This is a genomic window from Brevundimonas sp. T2-11 (genome assembly GCF_055397675.1).
Genome location: NZ_AP027920.1, coordinates 1,903,313 through 1,925,111 on the forward strand (window position 1 = coordinate 1,903,313; position 21,799 = coordinate 1,925,111).

The following is a 21,799-nucleotide window of genomic DNA, read 5'->3' on the forward strand; positions in this document are numbered from 1 at the left end:
GTTACCGATAGTTAAAGTCGAGGTCAGGCCTCTTCTTCTTCCTTCAGCAGCTCTTCCTTCGAGATCGGCTTGTCGGTGACCTCGGCGACGCCGACGATCAGGTCGACGACCTTCTCTTCATAGATCGGCGCGCGCAGCTGGGCGGCGGCGTTCGGGTTCTGGCGGTAGAAGTCCAGAACCATCTTTTCCTGGCCCGGGTAGTTGCGGGCTTCGGCCATGATGGCGTTCGACAGTTCCTGATCGGTCACGCCGACATTGTTGGCGCGGCCGATTTCGGCCAGCACCAGACCCAGGCGCACGCGGCGCTCGGCGATCTTCTTGTACTCGGCCTTCAGTTCGTCTTCCGACTTCTTGGCGTCCTCTTCCGGCAGGCGGCCGGCGTCCTTGTCAGCCGACACCTGGGCCCAGATGCCTTCGAACTCGGCGTCCACCATCTTCGGCGGCAGGGCGAAGTCGTGGGCTTCGTCCAGCTGGTCCAGCAGGGCGCGCTTCAGCTTGAAGCGGGCGGCGCCGGCGTACTGCTGGTCCAGGTTGGCCTTCAGCAGCTCTTTCAGCTTGTCCAGCGACTCCAGGCCGATGCGGGTGGCGAACTCGTCGTCGATCTTGGCTTCGGCCTCGGCCTTGATGGCCTTGACCGTGACGTCGAAGGTCGCGGCTTTGCCGGCCAGGTTCTTGGCCTGGTATTCCTCGGGGAAGGTGACCTCGATGGTCTTCTCTTCGCCGACCTTGGCGCCCTTCAGCTGCTCTTCGAAGCCCGGGATGAAGCGGTTGGAGCCGATCACCAGGTCAGCGTCCTCGGCCGAACCGCCTTCGAACACTTCGCCGTCCAGCTTGCCGACGAAGTCGATGGTCAGCTGGTCGCCTTCGGCGGCCTTCACGGTCTTGCCCTTCTTGTCCTCATAGGTCTTGGCCTGCGAGGCCAGTTCCTTCAGGGCTTCGTCCAGATCCTCGTCCGAAGCGGTGTAGGTCGGGCGCTCCAGCTTCAAGGTCTTGGGATCGACCGGAGTGAAGTCGGGCATGACTTCCAGCGACATTTCATAGGCCAGGTCTTCCTGACCGGCGATGACCTTGTCCATGTCCGAGATCAGCTTCATCTCGGCCGGGGCGGCCGGACGAATCTTGGCTTCGTCCAGGGCCTTCTGGCTGGTTTCGTTCAGCGAGGCGTTGATGATTTCGCCCATGAAGTCACGGCCGAAGGTCTTCTTGACGTGCGCGGCCGGCACCTTGCCCGGACGGAAGCCCTTGAGCTTCATCTGCGGCGCGACTTCCTTGATGCGCGCTTCGAGCTTTTCGTTCAGCTCGGCGACGGGGATGGTCACCGCGATCACGCGGCTGAGGCCTTCGTTCGACTTTTCGACGACTTGCATGGTCGGGATTCTGACGCTCTGGGGCGACGCCCAGAAGGCGCGCGGTGGATAAAGCAATAGGGCCGCCCTTTTGGAGCGGCGCCTCGAAGCCCGCCCTTATGTCGAGAAGGGGCCGAAAGGTCAACGCGCGCGGGTTCCTTTGCCGCCATCCCCTCGCTATCTGAAGGGTCATGAGCCAGTCCCCTGCCCCCATCGGCGTCTTCATCACGCCCGTCACGCCTCTGCAGCAGAACTGCACCACCGTCTGGTGCGCGAAGACGAACAAGGCCGCCGTCATTGATCCCGGCGGCTCGGTGGATGCGATTCTGGCCGAGATCGCGCGGCGCGGCCTGACGCTGGACGCCATCTGGATCACCCACGGCCACCTGGACCACGCCGGCGCCGCCGCCGAGATGCAGGAAAAGTCCGGCGTCGACATCATCGGCCCCCAGGTCGAGGACCAGTTCTGGATCGACCTGATTCCTACCCAGGGCCAGAAGTACGGCCTGCCCGACGTCCGCAGCTTCACGCCGGCCCGTTTCCTGAACGACGGCGACGTTCTGACGCTGGGCGAGACGACCTGGGAGGTCTTCCACTGCCCCGGCCATACCCCCGGCCATGTGATCTTCTTCAACCGCGACGCCCGCTTCGCCCAGGTCGGCGACGTCCTGTTCCAGGGCTCGATCGGCCGTACGGATTTCCCGCGCAGCGATCACGCCGCCCTGCTGCACGCCATCACCACCAAGCTATGGCCGCTCGGCGACGACGTGACCTTCGTGCCGGGTCACGGCCCGCATTCCACCTTCGGGGCCGAGCGTCGGACCAATCCCTTTGTTTCGGATCAGGCCATGTCACGCGCGCCCATCGCTCGCCCGGCGACCGGCCCCTCCTGATCTAGCGCGCGGCCAGCAGGCCGATGATCACGCCGATCCCGAGCGCATAGAGCGACGCCCGCATCGGTTCGTCGCGGATCGTGTCACGCGCCCTTTTGACACGCCGGTCGGCCCAGGCTCGCGCCTCCGCCACGTCCTCGCGGACCGCTTCATGGATCGGTCGCGGTTGCACGCCCCTGGCGATGATGGCGTCCGCCGCCTCTTCCAGCCGCCGCCCTTCGGTGGAGGCGCCGTTGACGATGTCGTCTGGCGAGGGGGATGTGCGAGGTTGCGCCATGGTGATCTCCGGGAGGTGAGGAATCGTTTCTCAACCCGTCGCTCCCGGGCTGGTTCCTGACTGTTTCATCCCTTCGGGCCGACGGCGGTCGCCCTGGCGTTTTCCGCCCCGCGACCGACCGTCCACAGAACAAGGAAATCGTTCTTGTTCGGAACCGCATCGACGGCGCCGGGTTCTTTCCGGCAAGCGCCACCGTCTTTGAAAGGAACAGCCGACATGGCCGAAGGTCAGCCCACCCGCGGGTCGGGTGTTTCCAAACGAGGTTTCGCCTCGATGGACCCCGAACGCCAACGCGAGATCGCCCGCAAGGGCGGCGCCAGCGTTCCCAGCGAGAAACGCAGCTTCTCCCAGGACCGCAGCCTGGCCGCACAGGCCGGCCGCAAGGGCGGCGAGGCCTCGCACGGCTCGCGAAACAAGACCGAGGACGCCCCGCCGAAGGGTTGAGCCGGCCCAAAACTAAAGAGGCGGCCCGGTTCTGACCGCGCCGCCTCTTGTTTCATTCCGCCCTGTCAGGCGACCAGCAGCGCCAAGGCGACGGACGGCGCCTCGCTGATCTCGAACGCCGCCAGGCTCCATCCGGCGGCTTCGGCCAGGACCTTCACAGCGGCCTCGTCGAACTTGCGCGAACTTTCAGTGTGAATCGTTTCGCCCTGGCCGAGGTGGAAGGCCAGCTTGTCCAGATGCACGGTCATGGGTCGCGACGCGCGCAGGTGCATTTCGATCCGTGATCGCCCGGCGTTCCACACCGCCACGTGTTCAAAAGCTTCCGGCGCGAAGTCCATGCCCAGTTCGCGATTTGCGCGCACCAGCAGATTGCGATTGAAGGCCGCCGTCACGCCCTGGGCGTCGTCATAGGCGGCGACCAGAACCTCAGGCGATTTCACCAGATCGACGCCGAGGATGAACAGTCCGCCCTCCCCCAGCACCTCACGCGCCGACCGCAGCAGAGCCGCCGCCGCCTCCGGCGTCAGATTGCCGATGGTCGAACCGGGAAAGAAACCGATCCGGCGTCCACCCCCGGCCTCGTCCGGAGGCGGCCTCAGATGCTCGAAATCCCCGACCACGGGCAATACCTTCAGCCCCGGATAGTCGGCCCGGATGCGCTCCGCCGCCGCCGTCAGGGCCGTGGAGCTGATGTCGATAGGAACATAGGCCGCCAGGTTCGAAGCCGCCTCGAGAACAATCCGCGTCTTTTCGCTGGCGCCCGATCCCAGCTCCACCAGCACGGCGGCGGGGCCGAACCGTTTCGCCCATTCCGGCGCCACCCGCCGCAGCAGGGCCGCTTCCTGCCGTGTGGGATAGTATTCCGGCAGACGGGTGATCTCTTCGAACAGCCGCGATCCCTCGGCGTCGTAGAACCACTTGGGAGACAGGCTTCGCGGGCGATGCGACAGGCCTTCGATCATCTCCCGACGAAAAGCGTCGTGCGCATCGCCATCGGCGGCCTGCGCCCCGTCAGCGGCCAATCTGACCCCGGCGAACATCCAGCGCTGATGCGGATAGTAGAAGTTGCGATAGCTGACCCGCGCATGCCCCTCGGGCGTGGCGAAGGCCCCGCCGCGCAGAACCATCTGATTGGCCATGAACTTGCCGTTGTACTCCGCCGCCGTCCCCTCGGTCGGGATGAACCCCGGATAGGGGGCGTAGGCGCTGGCCGTCCACTGCCAGACCTCGCCCGTCAGGTTTGCGAAAGCCTCGGGATCCGAACGCGCCGCATGTTCCCATTCCGCCTCGGTCGGCAGTCGACGTCCCGACCATCGGGCGAAGGCGTCGGCCTCATAGAAGCTGACATGACGCACCGGCGCGGACGGATCGACCGGTCGTCGCCCGGCCAGGGTCATCACGCTCCACCCGCCCTCCTCCTCGCGCCAGTAAAGCGGCGCGGTCCAGTCCTCCGCCTTCACCCGCGCCCATCCATCGGACAACCACAGCTCAGGCCGCCGATAGCCGCCGTCCTCCATAAAGGCGATCCAGTCCGCATTGCGCGTCAGATCGGCGGCCAGCGAAAACGGCTCCAGCCAGACCTTGTGCGCCGGGCGCTCGTTGTCAAAGGCGAAGCTCCGCTCCTGCGCACCGATTTCAGTCAGTCCGCTTTCGAACCCGACCCAGCCGTCCCGTCGGGCCTGAACGGCGCTCGTCCTCGGCTCGACATCATAGGCGGCGGGCTCCAGCGGCGAGCGCGACATCAGGTTCAGCATATCCATCACGAACAGTTCCTGATGCTGCTGCTCGTGATTCAGCCCCAGGTCGAACAGATACCGTTCAAGCCCTTCCTCCAGCCCCTCCGTCAGGCGGACCTCCATTCTGCGATCTATCTCTTCGCGATAGGCCATGACCGCCGCCAGCGACGGCCGGGTCATCAGCCCCCGATCGCCACGCTCCACCCGCGCCCCGAGGGCCTCGTAGTAGGAGTTGAACACCGCGTTCAGTTCCGGAGCGACGGGAACATAGTCCATGCGACGCGCCAGGATCATCGTCTCGAAGAACCAACTCACATGTCCCAGATGCCACTTTCCGGGACTGGCCTCGGGCATGGACTGCGCCCCCAGATCCTCGGCCGAAAGGACAGCCGCCAGGCGCGGCAGACCAGCCCTGATCCTGTGAAAGGCCTCAACGTCTCGCCCCACGTTTTCAGCAGCCCGACGGGGTCGGCTCATGCGCAATCATCCCGCTGACGACCAGAACGGCCGTTCGGTTTCAATGCCGCCTGTTCAACGCGGTTCCACCCGAAGCCCCGTCCGGCGGGCGGAACGGTCGCGGTCAGGGCCGCGTTCCTGCCACAGGCGATCCACTCCGGACCGGCGACCAGAATTCAGGACTCCCGTTGCATGCCCCATGTTCGCGTGCCTGACGGGCCGCAGGACAAGGGCCCAGTTCATTCCACTCGCCGTCGCCCTGTCGGCATTGTCGATCCGGTCGAATGGCGAGCGTCCATTTCGGACTTCCTGCCCTCGCTTCGCGCCTTCGCCTTCACCCTGTCGCGCAACTCCGCGGACGCCGACGATCTGGTGCAGGAAACCCTGACCAAGGCCTGGGCCCATCGCACCCGCTTCGAACCGGGCAGCAATCTCCGCGCCTGGCTGTTCACCATCCTGCGCAACAGCTGGTACACCGGCGCCGCCAAGCGCCGCCGTGAAATCGCCGACGAGGAAGGCCGCTACGCCGCCAGTCTGACCGCGGAAGCCAGTCAGGAATGGACGGCCGAGCTGACATCGCTGCAGGCCGCGCTGAACGCCCTACCGCCTGAACACCGCGAGGCCATCGTCATGGTCGGGGCAGCCGGCCTGTCCTATCAGGAAGCGGCCGATATCGCCGGTTGCGCCGTCGGCACGATCAAGAGCCGGGTCAATCGTGCGCGACACCGACTCGCTCTTCTTCTGGACATGGAACCTCCCCCGGAAGCTGTCCAAAATGTAATCGATCAAGGCAGCTGAGCAGGAGGAACGAGGGCCCGTTTTTGCGGTTCAATTCCTCAGAAACCGGGAGATTCGGCCATGATGAACCCCCTCGAAAACAAGATCCTGGACCCCTCTGAACAGGATATGTCATCCCCCGCCCCGGTGAACGAACCACGGGTCAAGAAAACCGGCTTCGCTCACTGGATCAGTCAGCATTTCGGTGCTGATCCGCCCCATCGTCACAGCGAGAACTTCTTCATCAGCGATGTGACGGAAGGCGGCATCGGCTCTCATCACCGCCACCAGGTGTTCCGGACCGACAAGCGTCACTAGAACGTCCCACGGCGGCGACGAAACGGGCTGCGGCGCTCGTCGCAGCCCTGTCTTTTGCTAGCGACGAAGCCCGCCGTGTCTGGCGTACTCCAGTCGCGCAATGGTGCGATTGTGCACCTCGTCCGGGCCGTCAGCGATGCGCAGGGTGCGCACCGTGGCGTAGAGCTCGGCCAGAGGCGTGTCGCCCGACACGCCGGCCCCGCCAAAGGCCTGGATGGCGTCGTCGATGACCTGTAGCGCCATCTTCGGCGCCGCCGTCTTGATCTGGGCGATCTCGGACTTGGCGTTCTTGGCGCCGACCTCGTCCATCATCCAGGCGGCCTTCAGCACCAGCAGGCGACACATCTCGATATTGGTGCGGGCCTCGGCCACGCGCTGCTCCCACACCGAATGCTCGGCCAGGCTCTTGCGGAAGGCGGTGCGGCTCAGCAGCCGCTCGACCATCAGTTCCAGCGCCCGCTCGGCGGCTCCGATCACGCGCATGCAGTGATGGATGCGGCCCGGGCCAAGCCGGCCTTGCGCGATCTCGAAGCCCCGCCCCTCGCCGGCGATCAGATTTTCGACCGGAACGCGGACGTTCTCCAGCACCACCTCGGCGTGGCCGATCGGCGCCTCGTCGTAGCCGAAGACCGACAGCATCCGCTCGACGCGGAAGCCAGGGGTGTTCACCGGCACGATGATCTGGCTCTGTTGCTGGTGCGTGGCGGCGTCCGGGTCGGTCTTGCCCATGACGATGGTCACGGCGACGTTCGGATGCGCCATATTGGTCGACCACCACTTGCGGCCGTTGATCACATAGTGGTCGCCGTCACGGACGATGCTGGTCTGGATATTGGTGGCGTCTGACGAGGCCACCTCGGGTTCGGTCATCAGGAAGGCCGAGCGGATCTCGCCCGCCATCAGCGGCTTCAGCCAGCGCTCCTGCTGCGCGGCGTCGCCGTACATGTGCAGGACTTCCATATTGCCCGTGTCGGGGGCGTTGCAGTTGAACACCTCGGCCGACCACAGCCGCCGCCCCATCAGTTCGGCCAGGGGGGCGTATTCCAGATTGCTCAGTCCGGCGCCATGATCGCCCGGCAGGAACATGTTCCAGAGCCCCGCATCCTTCGCCTTGGCCTTCAGCGCCTCCATGACCGGGGCCTGAACCCCAGGATTGGCATGGACCTGGGCGCGGTATTCCGCCTCGGCCGGGGCGACATGCTGGTCGATGAAGCCGGACAGGCGCTCGCGCCACATCAGGCCGCGTTCAGAGGGGGCGAAATCCATGATCGTGTCCTCGAATTCTTCACCGCGCTTCTGCGAGCGCCGATAGCAAAACGGCGCGGCCCCGAGGGAGCCGCGCCGTCCTTGTTCTGGTCCTCAGAAACGCATCAGCGCTTCAGCAGCGGCGCCAGTTTCTGGGCGATCATCATGTCGCCGGCGATCTTCAGCTTGCCCTGCATGAAGGCCATCATCGGGTCCAGCTTGCCTTCCGACAGGGCGATGAAATCATCCCACTTCATCGACACAGTGGCGTCGGCGGGCTTGTCGTCGTTCGTCACCGAGTTCGGCACTGAAGCGCCGTCGATGAAGATCTTGCCGAAGTCGCCAAGGTCCAGCTTGACGGTCTTGCCGAGGCCCGAGTTTTCGCCGACGGCGCCGCGGATGTGTTCAGTGACGGTGGTCAGGTCCATGTGCGTCTCTCCCAAGAGCAAGATTGAGGCGCAGGCGTAGCCCGCTGAGAAGGCGGCGCCAAGATCACGCTAGGGAAAGCGGCGACCGGTCGCGCCATGTCGCCGCTCGCCGATCCCTAGAAGCTGGCCTTCAGCCCGACCACGAAGCGATCGTCGGTCAGCGGCCCGTCCACGTCCGTGTCATGATAGCGCACGTCCACCGCCAGGTGATCGGTCAGGGCATAGGCCAGTCCCAGGTTCCAGGTGGTGTAGTCGTCATTGACGTCCAGCCACTGGTGCCCGACCGCGCCCGAAAGGGACCACTTCTCGGCCAGGGCGAAGGCGGCGTTGGCCTCCAGATAGGTGGCCTCATCATCCGCCCCATAGAAGTCCGGCGAATAATAGACCACGGCCCCCAGGGTCGCGGGTCCGACAGCCCGCGACGCCGCCGCCTTGAACTCCACATAGTTGTAGTCGGCCGGACCCGGTTCGTTGACGTAGAGATAGCCGACCACGCCGAAATCAAGCGCATAGCCGGCCGCCTCGGTGCGATAGCCCCCGTACAGATCGACCTCGGCGTCAGTGCCGTCGCCGAAATCGACCATCGACGCCCAGGTTCCGGCGTAGAAGCCGTTGCCGAAGGTGGCGTCAACGCCGCCCTGAAGCGCCGGGTCCTCGTTCGACTGGCTGGCGCCCCGGAAGACGTAGTCGCTGACCACGCCGATGTTGAAAACCACCTCTGGAGCGGCCTGGGCCTGGGCGGCGCCCGCCCCTACGGTCAGCGCCAGCAGCGATGCGCAAGCAAGTGCAAGTCTCATGACATATCCCCTCAAGGTCTGATTGATTTTGGTCACGCCTACTCATCCGGCCGCTGGTGGAGCGCGGCCGGGCCTTGGTTCCCTTTGGCAGGTTCTCTGGCGACGGGACGCGGCGGGGAGGCGCCGCGTCCCGGCCATCGTCTTCAGACGCCGTCCAGCACTTCGCCGTGCAGGTGGGCGTCCAGGCCTTCCGTTTCCTGCTCGTCGGTGACGCGCAGACCCGTCGTGTACTTGCAGATCAGCAGGATGATCAGGGTGCCGACCGCGCTCCACAGGATGGTCCAGACCAGACCCAGGGCCTGAGCCCCGATATTGGCCCCTTCCGACAGGCTGTTGATCGCCGTCGAGGCGAAGACGCCGGTCAGCAGGGCGCCGACCAGACCGCCCGCGCCGTGCAGGCCGAAGGCGTCCAGACTGTCGTCATACTTGAGCAGCTTCTTCAGCCAGACCGACGAGACGTAGCAGGCCGGACCGGCGATCAGGCCGATGACGACCGCCCCCTTGGGATCGACGAAACCCGCCGCCGGGGTGATGGCGACCAGACCCGCGACCACGCCCGACAGGACGCCGATCAGCGACCACTTCTTCTTGTAGACGACCTCGACGAACTTCCAGGCCAGCGAGGCCGCGGCCGCCGCCAGCAGGGTGTTGATCAGGGCCGCGCCCATCAGACCGTTGGCCGCGCCAGCCGAACCGGCGTTGAAGCCGATCCAGCCGACCAGCAGCAGCGAGGCGCCGATCATGGTCAGAACCGGGTTGTGCGCCGTGATAGGTTCGACCCCGTAGCCCTTCCTCGGCCCGAGGAACAGGGCGCAGACCAGGCCCGCGACGCCCGAGTTGACGTGCACCACCGCGCCGCCGGCGAAGTCCAGCACGCCTTGCGCGCCCAGGAAGCCGCCGCCCCAGACCCAGTGGGCGATCGGCGCATAGACCACCAGCGACCACAGGGCCGTGAACAGCAGCATGCCCGAGTACTTCAGCCGCTCGGCGAAGGCGCCGGTGATCAGCGCCGGGGTGATGATGGCGAAGGTCAGCTGGAACGACACCCAGAGGAACTCGGGGATGCCCGGCAGCAGGCTGTGCGCCGTGTCCACCGTGACCCCGTTCAGGAACAGGGCGTCCAGACTGCCGATATACTGATTGACCCCGGCGTCGCCGTTCGTACCGAAGGCGATGGTGTAGCCGGCGATGAACCAGGTCAGCGACACCACCGCGAAGGCGGCGACCGACTGGGTGATCGTCGCGATCACGTTTTTGCGGCGCACCATGCCGCCGTAGAAGAGCGCCAGACCCGGCAGGGTCATCAGCAGGACCAGGGCGGTGGAGGTCCCCAGCCAGGCCGTGCCTGCGGCGTCCAGCTCCAGCGGAACCTGATGTGAAAACAGCGCCGGAGCAGGCTCCGACGCTGTTACAGCGGCACTGGCGATGTTGGCGACGGCGGCGGCGTCAGGCGCTGCGAGCGCCGCTCCCACCGCGAACAATCCGCCGGTTAGACAAAGCAGGGCGAGAAGCCCCGGTAAGCTGTTCTTGAACTGCGTCATGCGCGTATCCCCTCATGCGTTTCGCAGTTGCGAAGATTTTATTGCAATTGCGAGACTGGCAAGAGCAATTCGCACGAAGGCGCAAAATTATTGCGTCAATCAACGTCGCACGCATCAACCGGCCAAACAGAAGCGCCGGATGACGCCGCACAGGTGAGTTCAACCTTCACCTTACAGCGCAACCTGCGGCGGGCCTTCACGCGTGCTCAGGTATTCCCGCACGCGCCGTTTCGGCGCTCCATTTTTCCAGAAGCCTTGTTCTGACGGCCTTCATCAACGGCTCGTAGTGCGCGCGGGCCTCAATGACGGACGTATAGGCGCCACAGGCGGCTCGCGTCTTGCCGACGACCTCATAATGCGGCGCTCCATCAGACCGACAGGCCGGCGCGACCGCGTAGAGCCGCTCCACCGCGATGTTCGCTCCCTCTCCGCGCAACTGCTCGATTTCCCGCTCCAGCGGCGCATAGAGCGCCAGGGAGGTTTCCTTCCGCGCCAGGGCCTCGTCGTTCAGCACGACTTCGCGAACCAGCGGTGTCTGTTGCTCGCCTGTCGCCGGAACCACGAGATGGTGCACGCGCCTGCCCGCCAGGGCGAGGCCTTCGACCGCGAGCGCCGCCAGATCAAAGGCCGCGTCATGCATCGGATTGTAGCCGTCGGGCGCATCCGACACGATCGTCTCGACCCGGCGCTCCGCTCCGGCGCGCCAGAGCACATCCCCCGCCGCCACGAACGGGGCCGGATCGCCCGCCAGAATGGCGGCATACCATTCCTTGTCCGACAGCGAGCCGAAGACTGCTCCTCCGGCGGCCCCCACGCGGGCCAGACACTGGCGTGAATGGTTCAGACGACTGCGCCCGGCGCCCCCGGAACCGTCCGTCAACACGAAGACCAGAGGACGCTCGATCTCCATCCAGCGATGCAGGTGCAGCTCGTGACCCGGATGGCCGACCACCAGCATGGTCCGGCTGTCATTGACCATGATCGTCCCCCTTCCCTTCCTGGACGGACTGGGTCAGGCCATTGATCCGATCCAGCAATTCCGCGCCCAGAACCTCGATCTGACGCTTCAATCGAATCCTCTGCCTTTCCCCGGCGGCTTCCAGGCGCGCCTCGATGGCCAGAACATTCCGCCCCCAGTCCGGAGCCCACTTCTTTTCCGTCGCCATCTGACGCCACGGCCTTTCTGTCGGCGTCGGCAACCAGTCCTCCAGAAGCGCGGCGTTGGCGGCCCTCAACTCCGATGCAGAAGCCGTCACCCCTTCTTCAATGGCCGCGTGGTAGAGCCTGGTCATGGCCGCCACATAGTCGGTCAGATCGGCGTCCGCGCGGACCTGGCGCGTGACCTGGGCCGCATCCTTCGGGTCATAGGCGTCCAGCGCCTTGATAAAGGCATCGGATGTGACAGGCTCCGCCAAGAGCCTCGCGCCCAGATTCTGCAGCCGCCACTCAGGCCAGGCGTCGCTGGTCAGCATCCCCCTCACGCCTCGACCGTCCGCCACGATCACTGCACACCCGACCGCGGCGGCCTCCAGGGCCATCCGCGCCGTGGCGAACACCACATCGTACTGCGGCAGTATCGCCTCCAGGTTCGGGGCGACATTCCCCACAGCCGACCCCAGCTCATCGAACGCGATGCCCCGCGCCTTGCAGGCCACGGCCACGGCCTGGCGTTGGTCCTTGGTCTTGGTCAGCAGCAGCGCCTTCCGCGGCCTGTCCGGCAAAGGAGGCCGCTCGACAAAACGCAACAGGTCGACGGGGTTGTGGACGATCGACAGACGATCGGCGGGCGCGCCATCCGCCAGGCACCTCTGTCGACACAGGTCATCGACAGCGACGAAACGCCGAACCTGCGGATGGAGGATCGGCGCCTCCTGGGCGAATCGCGCGCTGTGACAGACGTGAACCGCCGGCACATCGGGAAAGGCCGTCATCGCCATCAGCGTCGGACTGGAATGCTGGGCGTGGATCACATCCGGCTTGAACGGGATGGCGCTCAGGCGATCGGCGACCACGTGACCACGCACCCTCATGCGCTCCGCCTGCTCGCCCAAGGCCGGGGCGTAGATCACCGGTTCATGTCCCGCACGGCGCAGTCCGTCGGCAGCCAGCTCAGCCGCCACTTCCGACCCGCTGAAACCGGCCATCCGCATATTTGTGATCAAGACCCGCACGACCGCCCTCCGTCTGGAAAGCTCGGGTTAGGCCAAGCCCCGAACGGCGGCAAGCGGCTCGGCATCCGTCGCGGCCTCGCGCGACACGATGCCTCTTCACGGGGCCGGTTTACAGGCTTTTACGATCAACCCCGGCCCGTCCGACTAGAATGCTCGCAACCGCTAGGCGAGGCGCATCATGAAACCTCAACTGTCTCCCGACGAGGCGCACCTGAATGATCTGTGGCGCGAAACCTTCGGTCAACCGATGCCGCTGATCGGCGCCCCCGATATCGCACGACGCATTCTTCGCCAGCACGGCGTCTCGCCTGACGATCTCAATCGCCAGGCGCCCGGTCCCATGCTGCCCCGCGCTTCAGCGCGCGGGGACACGGCAAATCAGAAATGATCTGGAAGGGTTCTGGCGGAGACGGAGGGATTCGAACCCTCGGTACCCCTTACAGGGTACGACGATTTAGCAAACCGTTGCCTTCAGCCACTCGGCCACGTCTCCGGCAGGCGGCGTGGATAGCGGGTCCTTCGACGCGGCGCAACGGGTTAGCTGCAAACTGTCGCGTTAACGCGCCATAGACAGGCCGCGTGCCAACAAATACCGGCATTCTCCGCATCCAGGTTCCATCTTCCGCCTTATGACTTCCGCCGAATCCTCCATATCCGCCCCGGTTCAGGGAGCCGAAACGGCAAGCCGCAGCCTGCGAGCTTCCGTTGACCGGGACAGCGATTCGGCCGCCTTCAGCCAGGCGCGTCGCGGCCCCTTCCGACCCGACCTGTGGCTGAACAGTCGTCAGCGCGCCTCGGCGCGGCTGAGGGTCTTCTATTTTCGCGGAATCGACACGGTTTGCGTCTGGTTGATCGCGCTTCTGGCCGCCCTGATGCACGCAGAAGACGGATTCGCGTCCATCCGGCTGATCGATGCGGCGCCCTTCGGCCTTGGCGCTCTCACTGTCCTGGCCCTGCTGAGGTCGCTCGGCCGTTACCGCTTCGCGCGCGGCCAGAGTCTGATCGGCCATCTGGCCGGCGTCAGCGCCATCGGCCTGTCCGGCGGTCTGGCCGCGAGCGCCCTGGGCCTTTTACTTCACGGAGCCGCCTCCCCCTGGAGCGACTATGCAGCCTGGTGCCTGGCGACCATGGCGGCTCTGACCGCCACGCATGCGACCTGGAGCCTGCTTGTGACCCGCTGGAGACGAACAGGCGCCCTGACCCCCAACATCGTCGTGGTGGGCGCGACCCGGCACGCCGAGCGCCTGATCAAGGAGGCTCTGCAACGCCGCGATCTGAACGTGCTTGGCGTCTTCGACGACCGCATGGCCCGCGCGCCCCGGACGATCGAAGGCGTTCCCGTGCTCGGCGAGGTGAACGGTCTGCTGAATCACCGCCTCACGCCCTATGTGGATCGCATCGTCCTGGCCATTGACCCCAAGGCGGAAGCTCGGGTCGGCGAACTGACCGAGCGCCTCGGCGTCCTTCCCATCCCCCTGACCCTTCTGGTCGATCCCAAGGCGGCTGAGCAACGCAACGCCGTGCTCGAACGCCTGGCCCAGGCCCCGCTGGCCCTGATGCACGCCGGCTCGTCGCCGGACCGTCGCGCCTTCCACAAACGCCTTCAGGACGTGGTTCTGGGCGCCGTCGGCCTGGTCCTGCTGGCCCCCTTCCTGCTGCTGATCGCCGCTCTGGTGCGTCTGGACAGTCCCGGGCCGGTCCTGTTCCGTCAGCGTCGCCACGGCTTCAACCAGGAAGAGATCGTGGTCTGGAAATTCCGGACCATGCGCCACGAAGCCGCCGACGCCACCGCCGCCCGACAGGTCACGGCGGATGATGACCGCATCACCCGCGTCGGCCGTTTCCTACGGGTCAGCAGTCTCGATGAACTGCCTCAGCTGTTGAATGTCGTACGCGGCGAAATGTCCCTGGTCGGACCTCGTCCCCACGCCATCGGCATGAAGACCGGTGAAACCGAATCCGCACGGCTGGTCGCCGACTACGCTCACCGCCACCGCATCAAGCCCGGCATGACCGGCTGGGCCGCCATCAAGGGATCGCGCGGCCCTATGCACACCGAGGCGGAGGTTCGTCGTCGCGTGCAGCTGGACATCGACTACATCGAGCGCCAGTCCTTCTGGCTGGACCTTTGGGTGATCTTCGTCACCATTCCCGTCCTGCTGGGCGACCGAGCGTCGGTGCGCTGATGTTCTGGCGCGGAGTGCTGGGCTACCTGCCCGCCAATATCCTGCAGGGCGTGATCGGTTTCCTGACGATCATCGTCTTCACGCGCCTTCTAAGCGCCGAGGATTACGGGCGTTACGCCCTGGCCCTGTCGGTCATGACCCTGGCCCATGTCGCGACCTTCAGCTGGCTGGAGGCCGCCATGGCCCGCTTCTGGGCGGCCCAACGCGAAGGCGCGGACATGGCCAGCCACTTCGCCAGCCTGTATCGCACCGCCTTCATCGTCACGGCCGTCTTCCTGCCCGTGGTCGGTCTGGCCGTCTGGCTGTGGCCCATGCCGGACGCCTTCCGCTTTCCTCTGGCCGTCGCCCTGATCGGCATCCCGGTCCGCTGCTTCGCCAAGCTGGCGCAGGAGCGCTATCGAGCGGCGGGCGAAGTGCGCAAGGCCGCCACTCTCGACATCTGGAACGGCGTCGCCGGCTTCATCGTCGGGGCTGTGTTCGCCCTGGCCGGCGCGGGCGGCGCCTCGCCGCTGGCGGGTCTGCTGATCGCCCCGCTGATGGCCATGCCCTTCTTCCTTCCGGGCGAACTGCGCGAGGCGCGCCAGGGCGTGGTGGATGTCCAGCGACTGAAATCCTACGCCGTCTACGGCTATCCGATCGCCGCCTCCCTGGGTCTGGCCGTGGTCCTGGCCTCGACCGACCGCTTCCTGCTGGCCCTCTTCCTCGATGAGGCGGCGGTCGGCGCCTACCACGCAGGCTACAGCATCGCGAACCGGACCCTGGATGTTCTGTTCATCTGGCTCGGCACGGCGGGCACGCCGGCCCTGGTCATGGCCCTGGAACGCGGCGGACGCGATCAGCTGACCGCCGCCGCCCGCGAGCAGGCCTCGACCCTGGTCCTGATCGGCCTGCCCGCCGCCGTCGGCGTCGCCCTGGTGGCCCGCCCGCTGTCGGAGTTCATGATCGGCGAAGACCTGCGCGAGGCCGCCATCCTGGTCACGCCCTGGATCGCCCTGTCGGCCTTCCTGTCCGGCGTGACCGTCTACTATTTCCACCAGGCCTTCACCCTGGGCCGTCGCACCGGCTGGCTGCTGCTGGCCATGAGCGTTCCCGCCCTGACCAATGTGGCGCTGAACCTGCTGCTGATCCCGCATTTCGGCGTTCTGGGCGCCGCCTGGGCCACGGCCGCCAGCTTCGCGGTCGGCCTGATCGCATCCATGTCCATCGGGCGCCGCATCCTGGCCCTTCCGGTTCCCTGGAACGCCCTTGTCCGCTGCAGTCTGGCGGCTGGCGTCATGGCCGTCGTCGTCTGGTTCCTGCCGCCCATCGGGGGTTTCGCCGAGTTGATGCTGGACGCTTCGGTTGGCGCGGCCGTCTACGGCGTCTGCGCCTGGGGCCTGAACGCCGGCGGCGTCCGCGACCTCGGCCGCCGCCTGATCGGCGCCGTGCGCGCACGCAGGGCGACAGCATGACCGCGCGCCTGCATGACAACCCCGCCTGGACCAGGGGCCGACCCGCCCTGTCCGTATTGATCCCCTTCCTGCGTGACGACCCCGCCGAACTGCTGGCCCTGCTCGACCGCGAAGCTGCGGCGCTGAGCGGTCAGGTCGAGCTGATCCTGCTGGACGACGGCACGGCCGATCCCGCCCTGACCGCTCGCCTCACGGCCCAGATCGACGCCCTCGCCCTGCCCGTTCGCCTGATCACCCTGGCCGCGAACGAAGGCCGCTCGATCGGCCGCAACCGCCTGGCCTCGGCGGCACGCGGCGCCAGCCTGCTGTTTCTCGACAGCGACATGCGTCCCGACCACGACCGATTCCTGCAGACCTGGGCGCGACTGACGGCCGAACAGGCGCCCGCCGTGGCGTTTGGCGGCTTCTCCCTGCTGCAGGCCCCCGACGACGCCCGCTTCGCCGTCCACCGCCAGATGGCCGCGCGTTCGGACTGCCTGTCCCATGACCAGCGCGCCCTGCAGCCGGAAAAGCACGTCTTCACATCCAACCTGCTGGTCCGTCGCGACGTGTTCGAGGCCGAGGCCTTCGATCCCGGTTTCTCCGGCTGGGGTTGGGAAGACGTCGAATGGGCCATGCGCGTTTCCCGCCGCTTCCCGGTCCTGCATCTGGACAACACCGCCACCCACATGGGCCTGGACACGGTCGAGACCCTGGCCGCCAAGTACGAACAGTCGGCGTCCAACTTCGCCCGTGTCGTCGCGCGACATCCCGACTTCGTCTCAACCTATCCCAGCTATCGCGTGGCGAAGGCCCTCAGGGCCGTGCCGGGCCTGAAGGCGATCCGTCCTCTGTTCAAGCAGACCGCCCGGCTGTCGCCCCTGCCTGCGGCCTTGCGCGCCTTCAGCCTGCGGCTCTATCGGGCCGCCCTCTATGCGGAGGCGATATGATCCAGCCCTATACCCCGGACCTCAGCCTGAAGGGCAAGCTGCGCCGTCGCTTCGCCCGACTGACTCATCGCCGCCCGGCCCGCCTGAACCTGACCTGCCCGACCGTCAGCTTCACCTTCGACGACATCCCCGCCAGCGCCGCCCATGCCGGCGCCGAGACCCTGGAAGCGCATGACGCACGCGGCACCTTCTACGTCTGCGCCGGACTGTTCGGCCAGGAAGGGCACATGGGTCGTTTCGCCGCCACCACTGAAGTCGGCGACCTGATCCGGCGCGGACATGAGGTCGCCGGCCACACCTTCGGCCATCTGGACTGCCACCGGACGCCCGAGAACGAACTGGTCGCCGATCTGGAGGCCAACGACACGGCCCTGCGCGGCCTCGGCGCCGCCCCCATCCACTTCGCCTACCCCTATGGCGAGGTCTCGCCCCGCGCCAAGGGTCTTCTGGCGGGTCGCTACAACTCGCTGCGGGGCGTTCACAAGGCCCTGGTCCGTGACGGCGACGATCTGAACCAACTGCCCGGCGTCGGCATAGAAGGCGCTGACGGCGAATCGGTCGCCCAGGCCTGGATCCAGCGCGCCGTCGCCGAGAACGCCTGGCTGCTCCTCTATACCCATGACGTGCGCGAGGCGCATTCGGCCTGGGGCTGCTCGCCCGACGCCCTGTCGCGCCTGATCGCCCACGCACGACGGGCCGGGTGCGACATCCGGACCGTGGGCGAGGTTCTGGCCGCATGACCCCGCCTGACGTCGCCGTCGTCATCCCGACCCTGCGCCGCCCCGACAGCCTGGAGCGCGCCCTGCGCTCCCTGTTCGTCCAGACCGGGGTCGCCGATCGTCTGGGCGAGATCGTCATCGTCGACAACGATCCTCTGGCCAGTTCGCGCGAGACGGTGGACCGCCTTCGTCCCGCCTCGCCCGTGCCCCTGGTCTGGCGCCACGTCCCGCGCCCCGGCGTCGCCACCGCTCGCAATGAAGGTCTGGCCGCGACCACGGCGCCCCTGATCGCCTTCCTCGACGACGACGAAGCCGCCTCGCCCGGCTGGTTGGCGGCCCTGCTGGCTGGACAGGCGATCACCGGCGCCGACGCCGTCTTCGGTCCCATCCGCGGTCGCGTGCCCGACGGAACCGGCTGGACCAGCCCCTATCTGGAGCGCTTCTTCGGCCGCGAAGGCCCGGCGCAGTCGCAGTTGATCGACCATCCCTACGGCTGCGGCAACGCCTTGCTGGTGCGCGCGACCGCCCTGCCGGGCGGCGCCCCATTCAATGTTTCCGCAGATCAGACCGGGGGCGAGGACGACGCCCTATTCGCCGCCCTGGCGGGTCGCGGGGGTCGCTTTGGCTGGGCTGCAGAGGCCTGGGTGGACGAATTCGCCCCTCCGCACCGGGCCACCCTGCGCTACGCCCTGACCCGCGCCTTCGCCTATGGACAGGGGCCCAGCCAGACAGCCGCCGCGGCCCGCGACTGGCCCGCGGTGGCGCGCTGGATGATCATCGGCGCGCTCCAGACAGCCGTCTGGAGTCTTGTCGCCCTGCCTCTGATCCTGACCCGCGATCCGAAACGCGCCGACATTCTGGATCGCGCCGCGCGCGGTCTGGGAAAACTGTGCTGGATGAAGGGCTTCGAGCCGCGCTTCTATGGCTCGCAGGAGCTGGCCCGCCTCGATCGAGGACGAACGGCCTAGCCGACCAGCCGTTTCAGGATCGGCGGAGGCGACCAGGTCGACCGGTTCATCACCATGCCCGCGATATGACCGCCCACGGCGTCGATCTCGTCGCGCAGGGCGACCGACTCATCCGCCGCCGTGGTCTCAGCCGCGACCACAAGAACCGTGGCGTCCACAAAGGGCGCCAGGGCGATGGCCATGTCGCTCCGGTCGGCGGCAGGCGTATCAATCACCACGGTGTCCGCATGGGCGCGCAAGGCGGTCCAGTAGCGCGCCTCGCCGACGGGCTCGACACGTTGGCCGGCGCGCAGCAACTCCGTATGGAAGCGCGTGACGAACAGCCGCCCTCCCAGACAGGCCCTCGCCGTCATCAGGCGCGCCGGCGGCACGGGCAGGCCGTCACGCCCGCGCATGGCCGGCGTCACCGCGTAGAAAGCCGAACCGTCGGGCGACGCCTTCACCGGAGCCGCCAGACGGCCAAACCGTTCAGGCTCCGCCGCGATCGCGTCCATCTGCCCCTGCTGGCTCAGATCCCCGTCGACCAGCCAGACAGGCCTGCGCGCACGCACGGCGGCCAGACGGGCGTACTCGCGAGCGACCGTCGAAACCCCGTCGCCGGTGCAGGCCGAGGCGAATTGGATCACGCGCCCGCGATGCGCCGGGGCCGGCCCGAGAGCCGCCCACAAACCCGCCATTTCAGTCGTCAGATCGACCATCGAATCGGTACGCACTCGTTATTCGTCAGGAGCCTAGCACGAGCCGCTCCGCTTGAGGGTCTCAGGCGTTCTTCATCGGCGTGACGGCCAGAACCGGCATCTGCAGCGTGCGGCTGGCCGTGGACGGCAGGACGAAGCCCCGACGCAGGAAGACTCGGATCAGACCCACGCACAGGGCGGTGAAGCCCGCGAACAGGAAGGCGGCGATCATCAGCGGCGCCTTCAGGCTCTTGCCCTTGGACGGCGGCTGGGCGCGCTCGATGACCGTGACATTGTCAGCGCCGGCCTTGACCAGTTCATTGTCGGCCCGGCTCTGTGTCTCGCGCTGCTGGAATTCGCGGATGGAAGCCGTCAGGACTTCACGGTTGCCGGCCAGGGTGGCATTGCGCGATTCCAGCTCGGTCAGCTGGGACTGCCGCGTCCGCAGATCCACCACCTGCCGGTCCAGCACCGCCAGCCGCGCCGCCAGGGCGTCCCGTTCGGCCTGGGCGTTGATCCGCGTGGTCTCCAGCTCGACCCAGACGGGGTTGGGCCCCGTGCGGACCTCCTTGGCGCCCACCGCCGTGCCGGTGCCGACGTAGGCCTGCAGCTGGGCGATCCGCGTCTCGATTTCGCGCACGGGCTGGGCGTCGGCCTGATAACGGCTCAACAGCTCCTCACGCTGGGTGCGCAGTTGCAGGATCTGATCCTGGGCGGAAATGTTCAGGTCTTGCTGCAGGGCGATTTCAGCCGGCGTCCGCCTCTGTTGCGCGGCCAGGGTGTTCAGCCGCTGGGCCGCCTGGTTCAGTTGCGCCTGCACCGCCATGCGCTCGGCGAAGATGGATTGATAGGTCGCGCCCAAGGTCGCCTTGGCGGTGGCGAAATCACCAATGTTATTGGTGCGCAGGAAATCCTCGTAAGCGCGGTCAGCCGCCGCCAGTTCATCCTCGAACGCCCGACGCTGGGTCTGGATCGCCGGCGTGGCGCGGTCCTGGAAGACCTCGCGCCGATAGGTCAGATACTGGTCGATAATGGTGTTCAGCACCCGCGCGGAAAGGTCCGGATCATCACTCTTGTAGGTCAGGCCGACGACCGGGCTCAGCGGCGTCACAGACACATCCAGGCCGGCGCCGACGGCGCGAACGGCTGCTTCTTCCTGTTTCACGGGGTCCGAGGGCACGGCTCCGCCCTCCTGGAAACTCTCGACGCCCATGGCGCGGACGACCCGGCGCTTGACCTCGAGGCTGTTGAGAATGGCCGCTTCCGACTGGGTCACTTCGGCGCTGGTCGGCGGCGCGCCGCGATCGCTCAGCCCCACGCGCGGCTGGTAGACATATTCCTGACCCACGCCCACGAAGAGGCTGGCCCCCGCCGTGAAACTCTTTTTCAGCGTCAGCACCGCCGCTGCGCCTAGGGCGAACAGGACGACGAACACCAGCACCATCAGCACCAGTTCGCGAAACAGCAGCGTCACGACGTCAAGGACGCCGTAGCGCGGACGGGCTGCTGCTCGGGAGTTCAGACGCATGGGTCGACGAAATCCATTCCAGGAAACTTTCAGACACACCCTTGAATGACCCGCGTTAACCAGCCGTTACCCATAAGGGTCCAGCTTCACCGTCATTCGCAACAATGGCTGCTCACGTCCCATGATCCTTGACCGCCGCCTCATCCTGATGGGCCTGGCCGCCGGCCTGGCAGGCTGCGCCAGCGGTCGAAACGAGACGGCGCCGCCGATGGAAACCGCCGCCTCGACAGGTCTCCCCTTTGCGCCATGGACGGATATCGCCCCCGAGTACCTGCTCTTTCCCGGCGACGAGATCGAGGTCGCCACGCCGACCGCAAGCGAACTGACACGACAGCTCAAGATCGGCCCGGACGGCCGGGTCTCCCTGCCCCTGCTGGGTCACGTCATGGCCGCTGATCGCACCCTGGCCGAACTGGAAGCCGATATCGCCGAGGGCTACGCCGCCCACTTGCGCCGGCCAGACGTCGAGGTCACCCTGCGCCTCGCTGGCCCGCTGAAGGTCTGGGTCGACGGCGAGGTACGCAATCCGGGCGTGTTCGACATGCCTGGCGATATCGACGCCTATCAGGCCGTGATCATGGCCGGCGGTTTCCTGCCTTCGGCCCGCTCCAGCCAGGCCGCGCTGATCCGTCGCGGTCCGGGCGGCGTGCGCATGATGCGGACCATCGATCTTCGCCCGCGCAAGGCCGAGGTCGTGACCATGCACCGCGGCGACATCATCTTCGTACCGCGTTCGACCCTGGGCGAACTGGCCGCCTTCTTCACCCTGTTCCGTTCGGCCCTGCCGATCGGTTTCAGCTATGCGCTGAACGGCGGTTACGCCTCGACCTGACACGGCGGACAAGACCGCAGCCGTCCATCTCTGTCGCCCCCGTCCAGAGAGATCGCCATTTCTCGCGGCCCCAGGACGCT

The 21,799-nt window shown here is 66.7% G+C and carries 22 protein-coding genes and 1 tRNA gene; 11 read left to right on the forward strand and 12 right to left on the reverse strand.

The genetic code is table 11. The features are described from left to right. Positions 1–23 precede the first annotated feature (23 nt). Complete coding sequence (gene tig / locus ACZ5XO_RS09465; RefSeq protein WP_464162114.1) at positions 24–1,367, reverse strand: trigger factor; 1,344 nt, start codon at positions 1,365–1,367, stop codon at positions 24–26. Positions 1,368–1,537: 170 nt separating this feature from the next. Between tig and ACZ5XO_RS09470 the strand changes: the two genes are divergently transcribed. Then, positions 1,538–2,239 carry an MBL fold metallo-hydrolase gene (locus ACZ5XO_RS09470; protein WP_464162115.1) on the forward strand — a complete coding sequence of 234 codons (702 nt, stop codon included), beginning with the start codon at positions 1,538–1,540 and terminating at the stop codon, positions 2,237–2,239. Between the two features lies 1 nt (position 2,240). Here ACZ5XO_RS09470 and ACZ5XO_RS09475 read toward each other — a convergent pair whose 3' ends face one another. Then, positions 2,241–2,516 (reverse strand): hypothetical protein, encoded by a 276-nt coding sequence (locus tag ACZ5XO_RS09475; protein WP_464162116.1) that lies wholly within the window; start codon positions 2,514–2,516, stop codon positions 2,241–2,243. Positions 2,517–2,732: 216 nt separating this feature from the next. Between ACZ5XO_RS09475 and ACZ5XO_RS09480 the strand changes: the two genes are divergently transcribed. After that, entirely contained in the window at positions 2,733–2,960 is a 228-nt protein-coding gene (locus ACZ5XO_RS09480; RefSeq protein ID WP_464162117.1) for a con-10 family general stress protein, read from the forward strand. Positions 2,961–3,025: 65 nt separating this feature from the next. Here ACZ5XO_RS09480 and egtB read toward each other — a convergent pair whose 3' ends face one another. Further along, positions 3,026–5,173 carry an ergothioneine biosynthesis protein EgtB gene (gene egtB, locus ACZ5XO_RS09485; RefSeq protein WP_464162118.1) on the reverse strand — a complete coding sequence of 716 codons (2,148 nt, stop codon included), beginning with the start codon at positions 5,171–5,173 and terminating at the stop codon, positions 3,026–3,028. 171 nt (positions 5,174–5,344) lie between these two features. Between egtB and ACZ5XO_RS09490 the strand changes: the two genes are divergently transcribed. Together ACZ5XO_RS09490 and ACZ5XO_RS09495 are read left to right on the forward strand one after the other, a co-directional pair. Beyond that, positions 5,345–5,950: a sigma-70 family RNA polymerase sigma factor gene (locus tag ACZ5XO_RS09490; RefSeq protein WP_464162119.1), complete on the forward strand. Its 606-nt coding sequence runs from the start codon at positions 5,345–5,347 to the stop codon at positions 5,948–5,950. A 60-nt stretch (positions 5,951–6,010) separates the two neighbouring features. Next, positions 6,011–6,247 carry a hypothetical protein gene (locus tag ACZ5XO_RS09495; protein ID WP_464162120.1) on the forward strand — a complete coding sequence of 79 codons (237 nt, stop codon included), beginning with the start codon at positions 6,011–6,013 and terminating at the stop codon, positions 6,245–6,247. Positions 6,248–6,304: 57 nt separating this feature from the next. Here ACZ5XO_RS09495 and ACZ5XO_RS09500 read toward each other — a convergent pair whose 3' ends face one another. The 6 genes from ACZ5XO_RS09500 to ACZ5XO_RS09525 form a co-directional block, all read right to left on the reverse strand. Next, positions 6,305–7,513 carry an acyl-CoA dehydrogenase family protein gene (locus tag ACZ5XO_RS09500; protein ID WP_464162121.1) on the reverse strand — a complete coding sequence of 403 codons (1,209 nt, stop codon included), beginning with the start codon at positions 7,511–7,513 and terminating at the stop codon, positions 6,305–6,307. A gap of 104 nt (positions 7,514–7,617) precedes the next feature. Further along, the gene (locus tag ACZ5XO_RS09505; RefSeq protein ID WP_464162122.1) at positions 7,618–7,920 is read right to left on the reverse strand and encodes an SCP2 sterol-binding domain-containing protein; all 303 of its coding nucleotides are present in this window, start codon (positions 7,918–7,920) and stop codon (positions 7,618–7,620) included. 116 nt (positions 7,921–8,036) lie between these two features. Next, positions 8,037–8,717, reverse strand: a complete 681-nt coding sequence (locus tag ACZ5XO_RS09510) for a TorF family putative porin (RefSeq protein ID WP_464162123.1) — start codon at positions 8,715–8,717, stop codon at positions 8,037–8,039. 143 nt (positions 8,718–8,860) lie between these two features. Next, complete coding sequence (locus ACZ5XO_RS09515) at positions 8,861–10,258, reverse strand: ammonium transporter (protein WP_464162124.1); 1,398 nt, start codon at positions 10,256–10,258, stop codon at positions 8,861–8,863. Positions 10,259–10,454: 196 nt separating this feature from the next. After that, positions 10,455–11,237 (reverse strand): hypothetical protein, encoded by a 783-nt coding sequence (locus tag ACZ5XO_RS09520; protein WP_464162125.1) that lies wholly within the window; start codon positions 11,235–11,237, stop codon positions 10,455–10,457. Beyond that, positions 11,227–12,402, reverse strand: a complete 1,176-nt coding sequence (locus tag ACZ5XO_RS09525) for a glycosyltransferase (protein ID WP_464162126.1) — start codon at positions 12,400–12,402, stop codon at positions 11,227–11,229. Before ACZ5XO_RS09525 ends, ACZ5XO_RS09520 begins: the two co-directional genes overlap by 11 nt. Positions 12,403–12,607: 205 nt before the next feature. Here ACZ5XO_RS09525 and ACZ5XO_RS09530 point away from each other — a divergent pair, with 205 nt between their 5' ends. Further along, positions 12,608–12,817: a hypothetical protein gene (locus ACZ5XO_RS09530; RefSeq protein ID WP_464162127.1), complete on the forward strand. Its 210-nt coding sequence runs from the start codon at positions 12,608–12,610 to the stop codon at positions 12,815–12,817. Between the two features lie 13 nt (positions 12,818–12,830). On the opposite strand, the gene ACZ5XO_RS09535 is transcribed toward ACZ5XO_RS09530, so the two are convergent. After that, positions 12,831–12,922, reverse strand: a tRNA-Ser gene (locus ACZ5XO_RS09535). A 136-nt stretch (positions 12,923–13,058) separates the two neighbouring features. Here ACZ5XO_RS09535 and ACZ5XO_RS09540 point away from each other — a divergent pair. From ACZ5XO_RS09540 to ACZ5XO_RS09560, 5 genes are read left to right on the forward strand one after another with little or no spacing between them, the layout of a single operon-like run. Next, positions 13,059–14,615 (forward strand): exopolysaccharide biosynthesis polyprenyl glycosylphosphotransferase, encoded by a 1,557-nt coding sequence (locus ACZ5XO_RS09540; protein WP_464162128.1) that lies wholly within the window; start codon positions 13,059–13,061, stop codon positions 14,613–14,615. Continuing rightward, positions 14,615–16,066 carry an oligosaccharide flippase family protein gene (locus tag ACZ5XO_RS09545; RefSeq protein WP_464162129.1) on the forward strand — a complete coding sequence of 484 codons (1,452 nt, stop codon included), beginning with the start codon at positions 14,615–14,617 and terminating at the stop codon, positions 16,064–16,066. The genes ACZ5XO_RS09540 and ACZ5XO_RS09545 overlap by 1 nt, the downstream gene beginning before the upstream one ends. Further along, positions 16,063–16,995, forward strand: coding sequence for a glycosyltransferase family 2 protein (locus ACZ5XO_RS09550; protein WP_464162130.1), 933 nt, complete (start codon positions 16,063–16,065; stop codon positions 16,993–16,995). Before ACZ5XO_RS09545 ends, ACZ5XO_RS09550 begins: the two co-directional genes overlap by 4 nt. After that, complete coding sequence (locus tag ACZ5XO_RS09555) at positions 16,992–17,735, forward strand: polysaccharide deacetylase family protein (protein ID WP_464162131.1); 744 nt, start codon at positions 16,992–16,994, stop codon at positions 17,733–17,735. Before ACZ5XO_RS09550 ends, ACZ5XO_RS09555 begins: the two co-directional genes overlap by 4 nt. After that, positions 17,732–18,682, forward strand: coding sequence for a glycosyltransferase family 2 protein (locus tag ACZ5XO_RS09560; RefSeq protein ID WP_464162132.1), 951 nt, complete (start codon positions 17,732–17,734; stop codon positions 18,680–18,682). Before ACZ5XO_RS09555 ends, ACZ5XO_RS09560 begins: the two co-directional genes overlap by 4 nt. Here the strand turns inward: ACZ5XO_RS09560 and ACZ5XO_RS09565 are convergent. Further along, entirely contained in the window at positions 18,679–19,395 is a 717-nt protein-coding gene (locus ACZ5XO_RS09565; RefSeq protein WP_464162133.1) for a P-loop NTPase family protein, read from the reverse strand. The genes ACZ5XO_RS09560 and ACZ5XO_RS09565 overlap by 4 nt on opposite strands. A gap of 46 nt (positions 19,396–19,441) precedes the next feature. Continuing rightward, positions 19,442–20,887: a GumC family protein gene (locus ACZ5XO_RS09570; protein WP_464162134.1), complete on the reverse strand. Its 1,446-nt coding sequence runs from the start codon at positions 20,885–20,887 to the stop codon at positions 19,442–19,444. A 121-nt stretch (positions 20,888–21,008) separates the two neighbouring features. Between ACZ5XO_RS09570 and ACZ5XO_RS09575 the strand changes: the two genes are divergently transcribed. After that, a complete protein-coding gene (locus tag ACZ5XO_RS09575) occupies positions 21,009–21,719 on the forward strand; it encodes a polysaccharide biosynthesis/export family protein (protein ID WP_464162135.1) in 711 nt (236 codons plus the stop codon). Positions 21,720–21,799 lie beyond the last annotated feature (80 nt).